This is a genomic window from Streptomyces sp. LN549 (assembly GCF_043203805.1).
GTDB lineage: Bacteria > Actinomycetota > Actinomycetes > Streptomycetales > Streptomycetaceae > Streptomyces.
Genome location: NZ_JAZHRI010000002.1, coordinates 8579147 through 8592496 on the forward strand (window position 1 = coordinate 8579147; position 13350 = coordinate 8592496).

Genomic DNA, 13350 nt, shown 5'->3' on the forward strand with positions numbered 1-13350 from the left:
CCCAACCCGAAGGGACACTCACCAGTGAACCCACCCGGCACCGTGCAGTCGTCGCTGGCCTGGGAGGACGGCACGATCGTCACCCTCGACCAGCGCGCCCTGCCTCACGAGACCCGGCAGATCCGGCTGACCACGGTCGAGGAAGTGAGGGAGGCCATCGCCACCCTTGCCATCCGCGGAGCCCCGGCCATCGGGCTGGCCGGAGCCCTGGCCGTGGCCCTCTCAGCTCGCCGTCATCTGTCCGGACCGGCACCCGACCCCGGAGCGGTGCGGGCAGATGCAGAACGGCTCGTCGCGGTGCGCCCCACCGCCGTCAACCTCGCCTGGGCCGTAAACCGGGTCCTGCACCACCTTCCCGAAGGCCCCGACGCGGTCCTGGCAGAAGCCTTGAACATGCTGGACCAGGACATCGCCGTCAACCTGCGCATGGTCACGCACGCCGTCGACGCAGTCACCTCCACCTGCCCCGACAAACCGCTGAGCATATGGACGCACTGCAATACAGGCCGCCTTGCCACAGCCGCAGTCGGAACCGCTCTGGGCACCATCCTCGCCCTCGCCGAATCCGGCCGAGTCCGTGAAGTCCTGGTGGGCGAAACGAGACCACTCCTTCAAGGAGCCCGCCTGACCACATGGGAACTCGCCGAGGCCGACATCCCGCACCGGCTGTGTGTGGACTCCGCGGCCGCGACCGCCATGGCAGCGGGCCTGGTCGACTGCGTCCTGGTGGGAGCCGACCGCATAGCCGCCAACCATGATGTCGCCAACAAGATCGGTACGTACGCCCTCGCGCTGGCCGCTCATCACCACGGCGTCCCGTTCTTCGTCGTGGCCCCTGAATCGACCCGTGATGCCACGATCCCCGGTGCCAGTCACATCGTCGTCGAGCAGCGCCCCGCCCACGAGGTCACCCACTACGCCGGGAAACTCACCGCGCCGGCCTCCACCCGCGCCTTCAACCCCGCCTTCGACACCACCCCCGCCCAGCTGATCACAGCGGTCATCTCCGAGGACGGCATCACCTGGCCCAAGGGAGACCACGCATGACCTACGCACCCGCCACCAGCACCGGCCGCACAACTGCCGGACAACTGGCCACCACCAGCCGCCACCTGTACGAGCAGGGCTGGATGCCCGGCACCGCAGGCAACTTGTCTATGCTCCTGCCCGACCAGCCGCAGCGTGCCCTCATCACAGCCAGCGGCCGGGACAAGGGCGAACTCACCAACCAGGACATGGTCGAGATCGATGCCCACACCAGCGAACCCGTCCGCACCGGGTCCCAGCGCGCCTCGGCCGAAACCTGCATCCACTCCGCGCTCTACCGCACCACCGACGCACAAGCCGTCATCCACGTCCACTCGCCGTACGCCACCGTCATCGCCACCCGAGCCCAGCACCCCCAGCACACCAGCCTTCTGCACCTGGAACGCTACGAGCTCCTCAAGGGCCTCGGTCTGGCCGACCCCTCCCGGACCACCGTGCCCGTCTTCGTCAACTGGCCCGACGTCCCACGCATCGCCCACAACGTCGAAGCCTGGGCCACGGCCACCCCCGGCGCTCCGCCCGGACTGCTCATCGCCGACCACGGCATCACCACCTGGGGCAACTCCCTGGCCCAGGCTCGCAACCGCCTCGAATGCCTGGAAGCGATCTGTCAGCTCCTGGTCCTGGCAGCTACGCCCCTGAGCACCACCACACCTGACACCTCACCAACCGCGGAGCACTCATGACACTCCTTCAGGTCATGCCGGTCGAAGCACCCGGCACCGTCCTCACCCGGACCCGCGACACCGCCGAGATCACCGACATGCTGCGCACACATGGAGTGTCCTTCAGCCGCTGGCCGGTGCGGCTGAAGGTCGCCCCCACCACCACCCCCGCCGACCTGCTGGAGACCTACCGCAAGGAGGTCGACGCCCTGTGCGCCGAGCAGGGCCTGCGTCTGGTGGACGTGGCCCGACTCCATCCCGAGGACAGCCCCGCATGGGCCGTGCGTGCCGACGCGGCCCGCTCGATGTTCCTCGAAGAGCACCGTCACGACGAAGACGAGGTGAGGTTCTTCGCCCACGGCACCGGTTGCTTCTACCTGCACCTGGACGACAAGGTCCACGCCGTCGTATGCGAGGCGGGCGACCTTCTGTCCGTCCCCGCCGGCACCCGGCACTGGTTCGACATGGGCCCCGTTCCGGACTTCGCCGCCATCCGCTTCTTCGAAAAGGAGGACGGCTGGGTCGGCGACTTCACCGCAGACCCCATCGCGGCTTCCTTCCCCCGCCTCGACGCACTGCTGGCCGAGGACTGACATGAACCCGCGCCACCAGGCAGTCCTCCTCGACATCGAAGGCACCACAGGCGCCCTCTCCCACGTCCGCGATGTGCTCTTCCCCTACGCCCGCACGCGCATCGCCCCGTGGATGACCGCCCACCACCACACCGACCAGGGCCAGCAGATCCACCAAGCAGTCCGAACCGACCTCGGCGACCCGCGACTCAGCCCCACCGATGTGATCGCGCAGCTCGAAGAATGGGCCGACACCGACACCAAGGCAGCACCTCTCAAGAACCTCCAGGGCCACATCTGGGCAGCCGGATACGCCGCCGGCGAACTGACCGGTCACGTCTATCCGGACGTCCCGCCGGCCCTCGCCGCCTGGCGGGAACGAGGCATCGCCCGCTACATCTACTCCTCAGGCTCTGAAGCCGCCCAACGCGACTGGTTCGCCCACACCGCCCACGGTGACCTGACCCTGCTCCTCGACGGACACTTCGACCTCAACTCGGCTGGCCCCAAGCACGATGCCGCCTCCTACCTGAGCATCGCCAGAGCCATCCGCACACCACCGGCGCTCGTCCTCTTCGCCAGCGACTCGGGTGAAGAACTGGATGCCGCGGCCACCGCAGGCTTCCAGACCCTCGCCGTCCGCCGCCCGGACGATTCGCGTCCCGCACCTCCGGCCCATCGCCTGCTCACCTCCCTGACACCTCTCATCCGGGCCGGCGCGCAAACCGGCGTTCCCACGCACGCCGAAGGATCCCGCCCATGAGCACCGACACCCCCAGCCCGCAGGCCGACATCGCCGTCATCGGAGGCAGCGGCTTCTACTCACTCCTTGACGGTGCGCAGCTCGTCCACATCGCCACCCCCTACGGGGAGCCCTCCGACCCGATAGCTCTGGGCACGGTCGCCGGCCGGCAGGTCGCCTTCCTGGCCCGCCACGGCACCGACCACCGCCACCCGCCCCACCGCATCAACTACCGGGCGAACCTCTGGGCGTTGCGCTCACTGGGAGTACGCCAGGTTCTGGCACCCTGCGCCGTCGGATCGCTGCGCCCGGAGCTCGGACCGGGCAGCATCGTCATTCCGGACCAACTCGTCGACCGAACCACCTCGCGCGTGCAGACCTATTTCGACGAAGGCGCGGTCCACGTGCCTTTCGCCGACCCCTACTGCCCCGCCGGCCGCACCACCGCGGTCAAGGCCGCTGCCGGCACCAGCCTCCCCGCCCACGACGGCGGCGTCATGGTGGTCATCGAAGGCCCCAGATTCTCCACCCGGGCCGAATCCCGTTGGTACGCCTCGTCCGGCTGGTCGGTGGTGAACATGACCGGGCACCCCGAAGCCGTCCTGGCCCGCGAACTGGCCCTGTGCTATACCCCGATCGCACTGGTCACCGACTACGACGCGGGCGTACAGGCAGGCGACGGTGTCTCGCAGGACGAGGTCTTCCGCATCTTCGGTGAGAACGTCGAAGTGCTGAAGGGCCTGGTTCTTGAGGCCATCGCCCAGCTCGACCTCACGCGCCCCTGCAGCTGCGCGGCAGTACTCGACGGCATCACGCTGCCCATCAACCTGCCCTGAACGAGTCCGGTGCCGCTCGGACCGGGATCAGGCACCTTCCACGCGAACGGCCCCCGCTGCGCCTGAGTGGCGCAGCGGGGGCCGGCAGGGGCGGGGGAGTGGCCCTACAGGAGCGGCAGGGCGGCCAGCCCGATGCCGACGCTGCCCACCAGGCCCACGCCGAGGTAGAAGGCGAAGACATTGCCCTTCACGACGCTGCGGACCGCGACCATTGCGGGAATGGTCGTGATCGCACCGCCCAGGAGGAAGGTGACGCCGGCGCCCGCCGCCATGCCCTGATTCATCAAGCCCTCGACGACCGGAATGGCTCCGACGCCGTTGAGGTACAGCGGAACACTGATCAGTCCGGCAAGCAGGACGGAGAAGATGCCGTCCGTTCCCAGGATGGAGCTGACGACATCACTCGGCACGTAGCGGACGATCAGCGCTTCCAGCACGATGGCCAGCAGCAGCCAGCGGCCCAGGATGAGCGAGTCACTGACGATTTCCTTGAGGATCTCAACCGCGTTGAGATTCTTGATGTCACGCCTGACCAGGATCCGCCAAGGCGTGCCATCGTCCTCGTCGGGGGCATTCGCCGCCGCCTCGCAGGAGCTCGTACCGGCGGAGGCATCCTGTGCAGGCTCGCCGGCTCCGGGAGCGGAACCTGCGCCGACCGAGACCGGGGCAGGAGACTGCACCGCCGAGCATGCAGGGGCCTCGACCGCCGTCTGGGAGCACGCCTTGGCAGGAGCCGAATCCTTGGTGCCTTCGCGCAGCGGATTGGCGAAGCGCCCCCGGCGCTCCATTGCCAGGACGATCAGACCCGCCCCGAAGCTGAGGATCAGCGCGCCGACCAGACGTGCTGTTGCTACGGGAAGGCCGAGCTGCGTGGCGGACAGGGCATAGATCTCGGGGTCCATTGCGGGGGAGGCGATCCAGAAGGCCATCACGGCCGACAGGGGGACCCCAGCGATCAGAAAGCGCCGGATGAGCGGAATGACGGTGAAGGAGCAGAACGGACTGAAAGCGCCGATGGCCGTGGTGATCGCGATGCCGAGGATCCCTCCGCGGCCGTTGGCGAAACTGCGCTTGGCGACCACGTCGATGGACAGCCGCTGAACGGCGATGCCCAGAACGATGGCTACCAGAAACCACGGGAGGTAGTGCAGCACCTCGCGCAGTATGAACAGGCTCAGGGCCTGCACTTCGCTCACAGGAGGACCTCTCTGGGAAGGCGGCACACGGGTGTCAATTCGCCGAACTTGCACGGTCGGCAGCACGGGAGGCTCAACAACCCGCCCCCATTCATCGAATATCGATGATAGACGATTAAACAACGGGTGGGCAATGGCCTGTAGGGCCTGTTCATGCAGACTGATCGATCGGCCCTGGCTCTTGTGGGGGGAAGTGGTGCGGCCGACCTCCCGGTGGCTCCGATTTGGCAGGATCGATTCTTGTCCATATAGGCGCGAACGTTCCGTCGGTGGGCGTGCGGCGTGCTGTCGCCTGTTGCACGCACCTTGCCTCTGTCGCACGTCATCGACTAACATCGATGGATCATGAGCGGCACACTGAACGCCCAGCTGATCGACCGAGCCACCGCCGAGTCCTATGCGACGTGGTTCAAAGCACTGTCCGACCCCACCCGCGTACAGATCCTCAACCTGCTCGCGCTCGCCCCTGGCGCGATGAACGTCGGCGAGATCGTCGAGCGAGTCGGTGTGGGGCAGTCCACGGTCTCCCACCACCTGAAACTCCTGGCCGACGTCCGCTTCGTACTGCGCGAACGCCAGGGGACCTCCATGCTTTACTCGATCAACGTTGCCTGCGTCGCTTGTTTCCCCAGCGCTGCCGATGCCGTCATGGGCCGTCCCGCGGCCTCCGCCTGAAACGTGGACGAATGTCTGAGCAGAAGTCGCAGATATCCGACGGCATAGCCGCCTGCTGCCCGCCCATCACCACGGCAGCGCTGTCCGAACCGGCCGCCCAGACCATGGCGGTCATGTTCAAGGCCCTCTCCGACCCGGTGCGCCTGCGCCTGTTCTCCCGGGTTGCCTCGCACCCGAGTGGCGAGGCGTGTGTCTGCGACATAGCCGATGTCGGCGTCTCGCAGCCCACGGTCAGCCATCACCTCAAGAAGCTGCGTGAGGCGGGGCTGCTGACGTCTGAACGCCGCGGCACCTGGGTCTACTACCGGCTCGCGCCGGGCATTCTCAGCCTGCTCGGGACCTTCCTCACGGACCCGGAAGCAGTTTCCCCGCCCAAGGCGACAGTGAGGGCCGTTCGATAGGTGATCAACCCCTGAATGCCGGCAGCGGAGAACGCCGGGGCGACAGTGCCGCTGATCGGTCGCTGAAGGGCCTTGTAGTTGAGCGAAGGCGATGCACGATCCTTAGCCGCCCGTCAGTTCACTACAGGACTGCGGCGTTCGATCAGCTGAACGTCACGCCACACCCCGTGCAGCCGACCGACGCGCTCACGAGTGCCGATAACCCGGAACCCGACACGCTCGTGCAGGACGAGGCTGGCGGTGTTCTCCGGGAACACTCCGGCCTGGATGGTCCAGATTCCCGCAGCCTCCGTTGAGGCGATGAACGCTTCCAACAAGGACCGGGCCACACCCTGACCCCGTGCCGACGGGGCGACATAGACGGAGTGCTCGACCACGCCCGCATACGCAGGGCGGGCGGATACCGCTGAAGCAGCGATCCACCCCTGGAGCGTTCCGTCCGTCTGTAGGGCGACAAAACGGTGGCTGGGGAGCTTTGATCTGTCGAACGCGGCCCACGTCGGCGCGCAGGTTTCGAAGGTGGCGTTGCCCTCGTCGATGCCTGCCTGGTAGACCGCCAGGACCTGTTCGGCATGGCTGGCATGCATGGGTTCCAGGGTGAAGGCGCCGTGCACGGGCTCTCCTCTTGGGGTGCGGTGGGGAAGGTGCTTGCGGCAATTCTTTCCGAGTGCACGACGGGGCTCATCAGAGGGCCGGGGCGGAGGACGTCGGAGTCGCCAACCGGTCGGTGGAATTCACGGCGACGACGGGCGCGGCGGGGCGGCGCGGGACCTGCGCGTACGTGCGGTCACGGAAGGCGGGGGCCAGCTCCTGTCCGCCAGGTCCGCCAACGCGGCGGACAGGAGCTGGTGCTTATGGGGTGGGGGTGATCAGATGGTGGTGTGTCTGGTCACGGCCTCGGCAAGGGCTCCGGCCGGCGAGGGGATGGTCTTCGCGTGGTCGGTCAGCGAGGAGAGGTACCGCTCGGCGTCGAGTGCCGCCGCGCACCCGGACGCGGCTGCGGTGACGGCCTGGCGGTAGGTGTGGTCGACGACATCGCCCGCGCCGAAGACACCGGGGATGCTGGTGCGGGTCGAGGGCGAATCGACCTTGAGGTAGCCCTCGGCATCGAGGTCGAGCTGCCCGGTGAAGAGCTCGGTCCGCGGGTCGTGGCCGATCGCGATGAACAGCCCAGTTGCCGGCAGATCACGCAGTTCGCCGGTAAACGTGTCCCGCAGCACCACACCGGCGAGCATTCCGCCCTCCTCCTTGATCTCAGCGATCTCGCTGTCGAAAGCGAAGGAGATCTTGTCGTCGGAGAAGGCCCGGTTCTGCATCACCTGGGAGGCGCGGAGGGACGAGCGCCGGTGGACGATGGTGACCGAACGGGCGAAGCGGGTGAGGAAGGTGGCCTCCTCCATCGCGGTGTCGCCACCGCCAACGACGATGATGTCGCGGTCGCGGAAAAAGAACCCGTCGCAAGTCGCGCACCACGACACGCCACGTCCCGAAAGATTGTCTTCGAGCGGCAGCCCGAGCTTCCGGTACCCGGAGCCGGTGGAGATGATCACGGTCTTCGCGCGATGCACGCTCCCGGCGCTGTCAGTGACCTGCTTCACGGGTCCGGTGAGGTCGACAGAGACGATGTCGTCGTCGACCATCTCGGCGCCGAAGCGCTCGGCCTGGGCCCGCATGTTGTCCATCAGGACCGGGCCGTCGATGCCTTCGGGAAAGCCGGGGAAGTTCTCCACCTCGGTCGTCGTGGTCAGCGAGCCGCCGACGAAGATCGAGCTGCCGAACAGTAGAGGCTTGAGCTCGGCGCGGGCCGTGTACAGGGCCGAGGTGTACCCGGCAGGTCCTGAGCCGATGATGATGACGTTGCGCACGCGTTCACTCATGCCGCAGGCTCCGGGGCGAGATCCTCGATCAGGTCCTCGATGAGGGCTTTGATCTCGTCGCGAATGGGGCGGACTGCTGCGACGCCCTGTCCTGCAGGGTCTTCGAGCTTCCAGTCGAGGTAGCGCTTACCGGGGAACACGGGACAGGCGTCGCCGCAGCCCATCGTGATGCAGACGTCCGACGCCTGCACGGCGTCCACGGTGAGGATCTTCGGAGTTTGATCGGAGATGTCGATGCCGACTTCGGCCATCGCCTCGACTGCGGCCGGGTTGACCTCCGCTCCCGGTGCGGAGCCGGCGGAGCGGACCTCGATGCGGTCGCCCGCGAGGTGACTGAGCCAGGCGGCGGCCATCTGGGAACGGCCGGCATTGTGCACACAGACGAACAGCACCGAAGGCTTGTCGGACATCAGGGGGCTCTCTTGTCTCACGGCGGGATCAGGTGTCATTGATATCAGCACCGAATGGCGTCAGTGGCTACTGATGTGACAGTATCAGTACATGATGACGTCAGTCGATACTGAATTGATCAGGGTTCTGGGTGATCCGCTCAGGCTCAAGATCGTGACCCTGCTCGCCCGCGAGACCCTGTGCACCACACACCTGGTGGAGGAGACGGGGGCGAAGCAGACGAACCTCTCCAACCACCTGCGGGTGCTGCGAGAGGCGGGTGTGGTGGAGACGGAGCCCTGCGGCCGCTTCACCTACTACAAGCTCTGCCCCGACGTCATCACCCAGCTCGCGGATCAGTTCGCCGACCTGGCGGCTTCCGCCCGTAATGCGGCCGAGAACAAGAGGGCATGCCCGTGACCCCGACCCAAGCACCAGCGCCCGCGACGAACGAGGATGCCTCGGTCGTGCAGCAGCTCTCCACCCTCGACCGCTTCCTCGCCGTCTGGATCCTCCTGGCCATGGCCCTGGGGCTCGGCCTGGGGAGGCTCATTCCCGGCCTGAACGATGCGCTGGCGAAGATCGAGGTCGGGGGGATCTCGCTGCCGATCGCCCTGGGCCTGCTGGTCATGATGTATCCGGTGCTGGCCAAGGTCCGCTACGACAAGCTCGACACGGTCACCGGCGACCGCAAACTGATGGTGTCTTCGCTGGTCATCAACTGGATCGTCGGGCCCGCCGTCATGTTCGCCCTGGCATGGATCTTCCTGCCGGACCTGCCCGAGTACCGCACGGGCCTGATCATCGTCGGCCTCGCCCGCTGCATCGCCATGGTCATCATCTGGAACGACCTCGCCTGCGGCGACCGCGAAGCCGCCGCTGTTCTCGTCGCCCTGAACTCGGTGTTCCAGGTGTTCGCGTTCGGCCTGTTGGGCTGGTTCTACCTCGACCTGCTGCCGCGCTGGATGAACCTCGGCGACGGCCAGGGCCTGGACGTATCCGTCTGGCACATCGCACTGAACGTCATCATCTTCCTCGGCATCCCGCTGCTCGCCGGCTTCCTCACCCGCCGCATCGGCGAGCAGAAGATGGGCCGCGAGAACTACGAGGCGAAGTTCCTGCCGAAGATCGGTCCCTGGGCGCTGTACGGGCTGCTGTTCACGATCGTCATCCTCTTCGCACTCCAGGGGAAGACCATCACCTCCCAGCCGCTGGACGTCGTACGGATCGCGCTGCCGCTCCTGGTCTACTTCGCGATCATGTTCTTCGGGACCTTCCTCCTGGGCAAGGGACTCGGCCTCGCGTACGACCGCACCACCACGCTCGCGTTCACCGCTGCGGGCAACAACTTTGAGCTGGCCATCGCCGTCGCCATTGCCACCTTCGGCGTCACCTCCGGCCAGGCGCTGTCGGGCGTCGTCGGCCCGCTCATCGAGGTCCCCGTCCTGATCGGTCTCGTGTACGTCGCATTGGCCTGGCGCAAGAAGTTCGCCCCCTCAGCGCTCGCGACCCCGCAAAAGGACGCCTGAGGCGATGCGTCCTGACGCCGTGACCAGGCAGACGGACGTGGTGGTGATCGGCGGCGGGCAAGCCGGGCTCGCCGCCGGATACCACCTGCGCCGCAAGAAGCTGGACTTCGTGATCCTGGACGCGCAGGGCACACCCGGCGGGGCCTGGCAGCACACCTGGGACTCCCTGCACCTGTTCTCGCCGGCTGCCTTCTCCTCGCTGCCCGGCCGGATCATGCCGGCCCAGCCGGGCCACGAGTACCCGGACGCCGGGCACGTCGTGGAGTACCTGAGCGACTACGAGCAGCGCTACGAACTGCCCGTTCACCGCCCGGTCCGGGTCCAGCAGGTACGCCGGGACGGCGATCGGCTGCGGGTGGAGACGGACAAGGACATCTGGTCCGCCCGGGCCGTGGTCTCGGCGACCGGCACCTGGTGGCGCCCCTTCCTGCCCGCCACCCCCGGCCGGAACGATTTCGCCGGCCGTCAGCTGCACACCACCGGCTACCGGAGACCGTCCGACTTCGCCGGGCAGCGAGTCGTCGTGGTCGGCGGCGGGAACTCCGGAGCGCAGATCGCCGCGGATCTCGCCACCCACGACGGGGTCGATCCGACCTGGGTCACCCAGCGCCCGCCACGCTTCCTCGCTGACGACATCGACGGCCGGGCCCTGTTCGACGCAGCGACCGCCCGGCGCCGCGCCCTGGACGAAGGACGCACCGATACAGGCGGCGTCGCCTCACTGGGCGACATCGTCGCCGTCCCGCCCGTCCGCGAGGCGCGGGATGCCGGACTGCTCAAGGCGTCCCCGATGTTCACCCGGCTCACCGCCGACGGCATCGAGTGGGCGGACGGCACACGGGCCGCAGCCGACGCCGTAATCTGGTGCACCGGCTTCCGCCCCGCCCTGTCCCACCTCGCCCCGCTGGGCCTTCGGGGACAGCGCGGCCACATCCCCACGCACGGCACGCGGGCGACCGGGGAGCCGCGTCTGCATCTGCTCGGCTACGGCGACTGGACCGGCCCCGCCTCCGCCACCCTCATTGGTGTGGGGCGCCCGGCCCGGGACGCAGCTGCAGAGATCGCCGAACTTCTCGGCCGCTGAAGGCGGATGCGAAGCACATCATCACCTACGGACCTGAGTCGGAGATTCGACACCAGTTGGGTGTAAGCCGTCCTGGGCCGAAGACCCCGCTGACATCGGTCACCGAGGCCCCACGGGAAGTGCTGCGGTCTCGGGTGCGCCGTCCCCTGCGCTGGCGTTGAGGTCGCGGACGACCCTTCGGGTGGTCAAATCTGCGACAAGGCCGACGACCCTGACTTTCCGACCGGGGCCCAGCCCGCCGCGGTCGCCCCTTTGCCCCTCGTCAAACGAAGCACTGCTAGATTTGGCATACCCCCTGACTTCCTGGATGTGCTCCGTCCTGGGGCGGTCTTCCCAAATCGATCGCACCGGTAGTACAGCACCCGCTAGCGTCCCCGTATGGCACGATCTTGCGTCTTCTGTGATGGCAGTCCGCTGACTAACGAGCACGTTTTTCCACGCTGGCTGGCGAATGGGCTTCCCGAGGAAGACAGGATTCGGAGCGCCACGATCCACTCCGCTACAGAGAGCGGCGATCGCATGTATCGCGGGCGCGCCCTTACCTCGACAGTCAAGGCGGTGTGTTCGCCATGCAACAGCGGCTGGATGAGCGCGTTGGAAGGAGACGTGCAACCGACGCTTCTACCGATGATCAAGGGGGAGAACACGGGAATCACCCCCGTGGGCCAGAACCTACTGGCCACTTGGGTCCTCAAGACCGCCCTGATGTGCCAGCTCATGCAGGACGCATCGGTTCACAATCTCCCTCCGTCCCATTACAAGGAGCTGTTCCTGGACCGGAAGCCGAGCCAGCAGATGCGGGTCTTTGTGGCGTACATGAGGCCACCCCGCTACGGACCGGGCGTGAGCCCACTGGAGTACCGCTCGATCCCCTCTGAGGCGAGCTTCCACGCTCCCGACGGCGCGGCACACAAGCTCTGGGGAGTAGTCGTGACGCTACGGATCGGCTACGCCGTCCTGCAACTCGTAAGTGTGGGGCCTGTCGGATACACGTACGAGGTGAATCTCGCAGGCTTCGCCCCTTACGCTCGGCAGATCTGGCCGGCTCAGGACACGACGTCCTGGCCTCCTCGGCCCCTCAAATCGATCGATGAACTCAACCAGTTCGCCGATCCTCTTAAGTTTCCGAAGGTTGTTCTCTGAAGTCGTCGGCCAATTCGATCACCCCTGTACTGCAGGGGCGGTTACCGTCCCATCATGGATGATTCGCTCTCGTTCGAGAGCTTCCTCGAAGGCGCCAAGAAGGCGGCCCAGAAGGCCATGGAGGATCATGGACGCGGCGAGTACGACGAGTTCGCCTTACACGCTGGTGTCGCCATTGAGCGGCTCGCAAAGGCCGTTCTGGTGACGAGGAACCCGCTCTACCTGGTCGAGATGCGCAACGGCAATGCGGACCTGCTGCTGTACTTCGGGGGCGACCTGGAGCTGGACACGACCAAGGTCCGCACCGTCGGCGCAAAGGAAGCCCTCCAACGGCTCCGGCGCATGGGCATCCTTCCTTCCGACTCGCAGCTCGACCTGCTGATCGAGCTGCGTAACGGCACTGCCCACACGACCGTCGGCGATGCGGCCAAGACGCTCCTACCTACTCTCGCCGAGACCACCGCGGTACTTCTGACGGCCGTCGGCACGACCTTTCGTGTGTTCTGGGGCCGGTGGTCAAGAGCAGTGATCGTGGCCGTTGACAAGCAGCTCGATGAGATCCGCCGGGATGTCGAGATCCGCATCGACCAGGCGCGGCACCTCTTCGAGGACAGGTTCAAGGACTTGCCCGAAGGCACTATGGCGCAAGTACTGACAGCGTCTGAGCCACACGTTCCAAGGTTCGCCCCTGGTCTCGATGCAAGGTGGCTGAACGAGCTGCCCACAGGGGGCCATTACTTCCATCTGGCCGCGGTCGACTGCCCTGCGTGCAGAGGTCTCGCCACTGTCAGACTCCTGCCTTCCGAGGAGAAGACCGTGCCCAGCAGCATGGACATGTTGTACTGCGATCTGTGCAACCTGTACCTGACAGGGCGGGACGAAGTGAAGGCGTCCGGCGTGGGGAGCCCATTCCAGAGCAACAGACCTCCTCGGCTGATAACGATCACCGGTGTTGGGCCTATACCTGTCCTGGCTCCCGAGCCAACGACCGAGAGCTGATCCGGATCCCTGAGGCCCCGGTTCCCAGAGCCGGGGCCTTCGTATGAGTCGAACTGCGCCGGATCCTCCTGCACCCACCAGCAGGGAGGCTCCGTGGTCCCTGGGCTGATCAGGATGCTGGCAGCAGCCGAGAAGGGCGGAGATTCCGACATTGGCAAGCTGCTGTGCCAGTCTCCGGCACCGCTAGTCGCTGG

At 66.8% G+C, this 13350-nt stretch carries 16 protein-coding genes; 12 read left to right on the plus strand and 4 right to left on the minus strand.

All coding sequences use genetic code 11. The annotated features are described in order from the left end of the window. The first annotated feature begins 24 nt into the window (after nt 1-24). The 5 genes from mtnA to SH922_RS37980 are packed head-to-tail and all read left to right on the plus strand — an operon-like array spanning nt 25 to nt 3862. Complete coding sequence (gene mtnA, locus SH922_RS37960; RefSeq protein ID WP_326656705.1) at nt 25-1047, plus strand: S-methyl-5-thioribose-1-phosphate isomerase; 1023 nt, start codon at nt 25-27, stop codon at nt 1045-1047. Continuing rightward, nucleotides 1044-1733 carry a methylthioribulose 1-phosphate dehydratase gene (mtnB, locus tag SH922_RS37965; protein ID WP_371602222.1) on the plus strand — a complete coding sequence of 230 codons (690 nt, stop codon included), beginning with the start codon at nt 1044-1046 and terminating at the stop codon, nt 1731-1733. Before mtnA ends, mtnB begins: the two co-directional genes overlap by 4 nt. Then, a complete protein-coding gene (locus SH922_RS37970) occupies nt 1730-2305 on the plus strand; it encodes a cupin (protein WP_360464462.1) in 576 nt (191 codons plus the stop codon). The genes mtnB and SH922_RS37970 overlap by 4 nt, the downstream gene beginning before the upstream one ends. 1 nt (nt 2306) lies before the next feature. Further along, nucleotides 2307-3047 carry an acireductone synthase gene (gene mtnC / locus SH922_RS37975; protein ID WP_393063058.1) on the plus strand — a complete coding sequence of 247 codons (741 nt, stop codon included), beginning with the start codon at nt 2307-2309 and terminating at the stop codon, nt 3045-3047. Next, nucleotides 3044-3862 carry an S-methyl-5'-thioadenosine phosphorylase gene (locus SH922_RS37980; RefSeq protein WP_393063059.1) on the plus strand — a complete coding sequence of 273 codons (819 nt, stop codon included), beginning with the start codon at nt 3044-3046 and terminating at the stop codon, nt 3860-3862. The genes mtnC and SH922_RS37980 overlap by 4 nt, the downstream gene beginning before the upstream one ends. 104 nt (nt 3863-3966) lie before the next feature. On the opposite strand, the gene SH922_RS37985 is transcribed toward SH922_RS37980, so the two are convergent. Then, the gene (locus SH922_RS37985) at nt 3967-5058 is read right to left on the minus strand and encodes a permease (protein WP_329539367.1); all 1092 of its coding nucleotides are present in this window, start codon (nt 5056-5058) and stop codon (nt 3967-3969) included. 345 nt (nt 5059-5403) lie between these two features. Here SH922_RS37985 and SH922_RS37990 point away from each other — a divergent pair, with 345 nt between their 5' ends. Both SH922_RS37990 and SH922_RS37995 read left to right on the plus strand, forming a co-directional pair. Next, nucleotides 5404-5733 carry a metalloregulator ArsR/SmtB family transcription factor gene (locus SH922_RS37990; protein ID WP_326656698.1) on the plus strand — a complete coding sequence of 110 codons (330 nt, stop codon included), beginning with the start codon at nt 5404-5406 and terminating at the stop codon, nt 5731-5733. Between the two features lie 11 nt (nt 5734-5744). Then, a complete protein-coding gene (locus SH922_RS37995) occupies nt 5745-6134 on the plus strand; it encodes a metalloregulator ArsR/SmtB family transcription factor (protein ID WP_360464453.1) in 390 nt (129 codons plus the stop codon). Nucleotides 6135-6247: 113 nt separating this feature from the next. Here the strand turns inward: SH922_RS37995 and SH922_RS38000 are convergent, their stop codons facing one another. The 3 genes from SH922_RS38000 to SH922_RS38010 form a co-directional block, all read right to left on the minus strand. Continuing rightward, nucleotides 6248-6721, minus strand: a complete 474-nt coding sequence (locus SH922_RS38000) for an N-acetyltransferase family protein (RefSeq protein WP_360464496.1) — start codon at nt 6719-6721, stop codon at nt 6248-6250. A gap of 282 nt (nt 6722-7003) precedes the next feature. Next, complete coding sequence (gene trxB, locus SH922_RS38005; RefSeq protein WP_393063060.1) at nt 7004-8011, minus strand: thioredoxin-disulfide reductase; 1008 nt, start codon at nt 8009-8011, stop codon at nt 7004-7006. Beyond that, nucleotides 8008-8421, minus strand: coding sequence for an arsenate reductase ArsC (locus SH922_RS38010; RefSeq protein ID WP_327708000.1), 414 nt, complete (start codon nt 8419-8421; stop codon nt 8008-8010). Before SH922_RS38010 ends, trxB begins: the two co-directional genes overlap by 4 nt. A gap of 91 nt (nt 8422-8512) precedes the next feature. On the opposite strand from SH922_RS38010, the gene SH922_RS38015 reads away from it, so the two are divergent. From SH922_RS38015 to SH922_RS38035, 5 genes are all read left to right on the plus strand, one after another. Beyond that, nucleotides 8513-8821 carry a metalloregulator ArsR/SmtB family transcription factor gene (locus SH922_RS38015; protein WP_326656692.1) on the plus strand — a complete coding sequence of 103 codons (309 nt, stop codon included), beginning with the start codon at nt 8513-8515 and terminating at the stop codon, nt 8819-8821. Beyond that, nucleotides 8812-9930, plus strand: a complete 1119-nt coding sequence (gene arsB, locus SH922_RS38020; protein ID WP_393063061.1) for an ACR3 family arsenite efflux transporter — start codon at nt 8812-8814, stop codon at nt 9928-9930. The genes SH922_RS38015 and arsB overlap by 10 nt, the downstream gene beginning before the upstream one ends. Before the next feature lie 4 nt (nt 9931-9934). Continuing rightward, nucleotides 9935-11014 (plus strand): ArsO family NAD(P)H-dependent flavin-containing monooxygenase, encoded by a 1080-nt coding sequence (locus SH922_RS38025; RefSeq protein ID WP_393063062.1) that lies wholly within the window; start codon nt 9935-9937, stop codon nt 11012-11014. A 627-nt stretch (nt 11015-11641) separates the two neighbouring features. After that, a complete protein-coding gene (locus tag SH922_RS38030) occupies nt 11642-12157 on the plus strand; it encodes a hypothetical protein (RefSeq protein ID WP_393063063.1) in 516 nt (171 codons plus the stop codon). 54 nt (nt 12158-12211) lie between these two features. Continuing rightward, complete coding sequence (locus tag SH922_RS38035) at nt 12212-13156, plus strand: hypothetical protein (RefSeq protein WP_393063064.1); 945 nt, start codon at nt 12212-12214, stop codon at nt 13154-13156. The last annotated feature ends 194 nt before the right edge of the window (nt 13157-13350 follow it).

Bases quoted from the DNA above. Each gene is read 5' to 3' on its own strand.
- mtnB (WP_371602222.1), top strand. From the start codon at position 1,044: ATGACCTACGCACCCGCCACCAGCACCGGCCGCACAACTGCCGGACAA.
- SH922_RS37970 (WP_360464462.1), top strand. From the start codon at position 1,730: ATGACACTCCTTCAGGTCATGCCGGTCGAAGCACCCGGCACCGTCCTC.
- mtnC (WP_393063058.1), top strand. From the start codon at position 2,307: ATGAACCCGCGCCACCAGGCAGTCCTCCTCGACATCGAAGGCACCACA.
- SH922_RS37980 (WP_393063059.1), top strand. From the start codon at position 3,044: ATGAGCACCGACACCCCCAGCCCGCAGGCCGACATCGCCGTCATCGGA.
- SH922_RS37990 (WP_326656698.1), top strand. From the start codon at position 5,404: ATGAGCGGCACACTGAACGCCCAGCTGATCGACCGAGCCACCGCCGAG.
- SH922_RS37995 (WP_360464453.1), top strand. From the start codon at position 5,745: ATGTCTGAGCAGAAGTCGCAGATATCCGACGGCATAGCCGCCTGCTGC.
- SH922_RS38000 (WP_360464496.1), bottom strand. From the start codon at position 6,721: ATGCATGCCAGCCATGCCGAACAGGTCCTGGCGGTCTACCAGGCAGGC.
- trxB (WP_393063060.1), bottom strand. From the start codon at position 8,011: ATGAGTGAACGCGTGCGCAACGTCATCATCATCGGCTCAGGACCTGCC.
- SH922_RS38010 (WP_327708000.1), bottom strand. From the start codon at position 8,421: ATGTCCGACAAGCCTTCGGTGCTGTTCGTCTGTGTGCACAATGCCGGC.
- SH922_RS38015 (WP_326656692.1), top strand. From the start codon at position 8,513: ATGATGACGTCAGTCGATACTGAATTGATCAGGGTTCTGGGTGATCCG.
- arsB (WP_393063061.1), top strand. From the start codon at position 8,812: ATGCCCGTGACCCCGACCCAAGCACCAGCGCCCGCGACGAACGAGGAT.
- SH922_RS38025 (WP_393063062.1), top strand. From the start codon at position 9,935: ATGCGTCCTGACGCCGTGACCAGGCAGACGGACGTGGTGGTGATCGGC.
- SH922_RS38030 (WP_393063063.1), top strand. From the start codon at position 11,642: ATGATCAAGGGGGAGAACACGGGAATCACCCCCGTGGGCCAGAACCTA.
- SH922_RS38035 (WP_393063064.1), top strand. From the start codon at position 12,212: ATGGATGATTCGCTCTCGTTCGAGAGCTTCCTCGAAGGCGCCAAGAAG.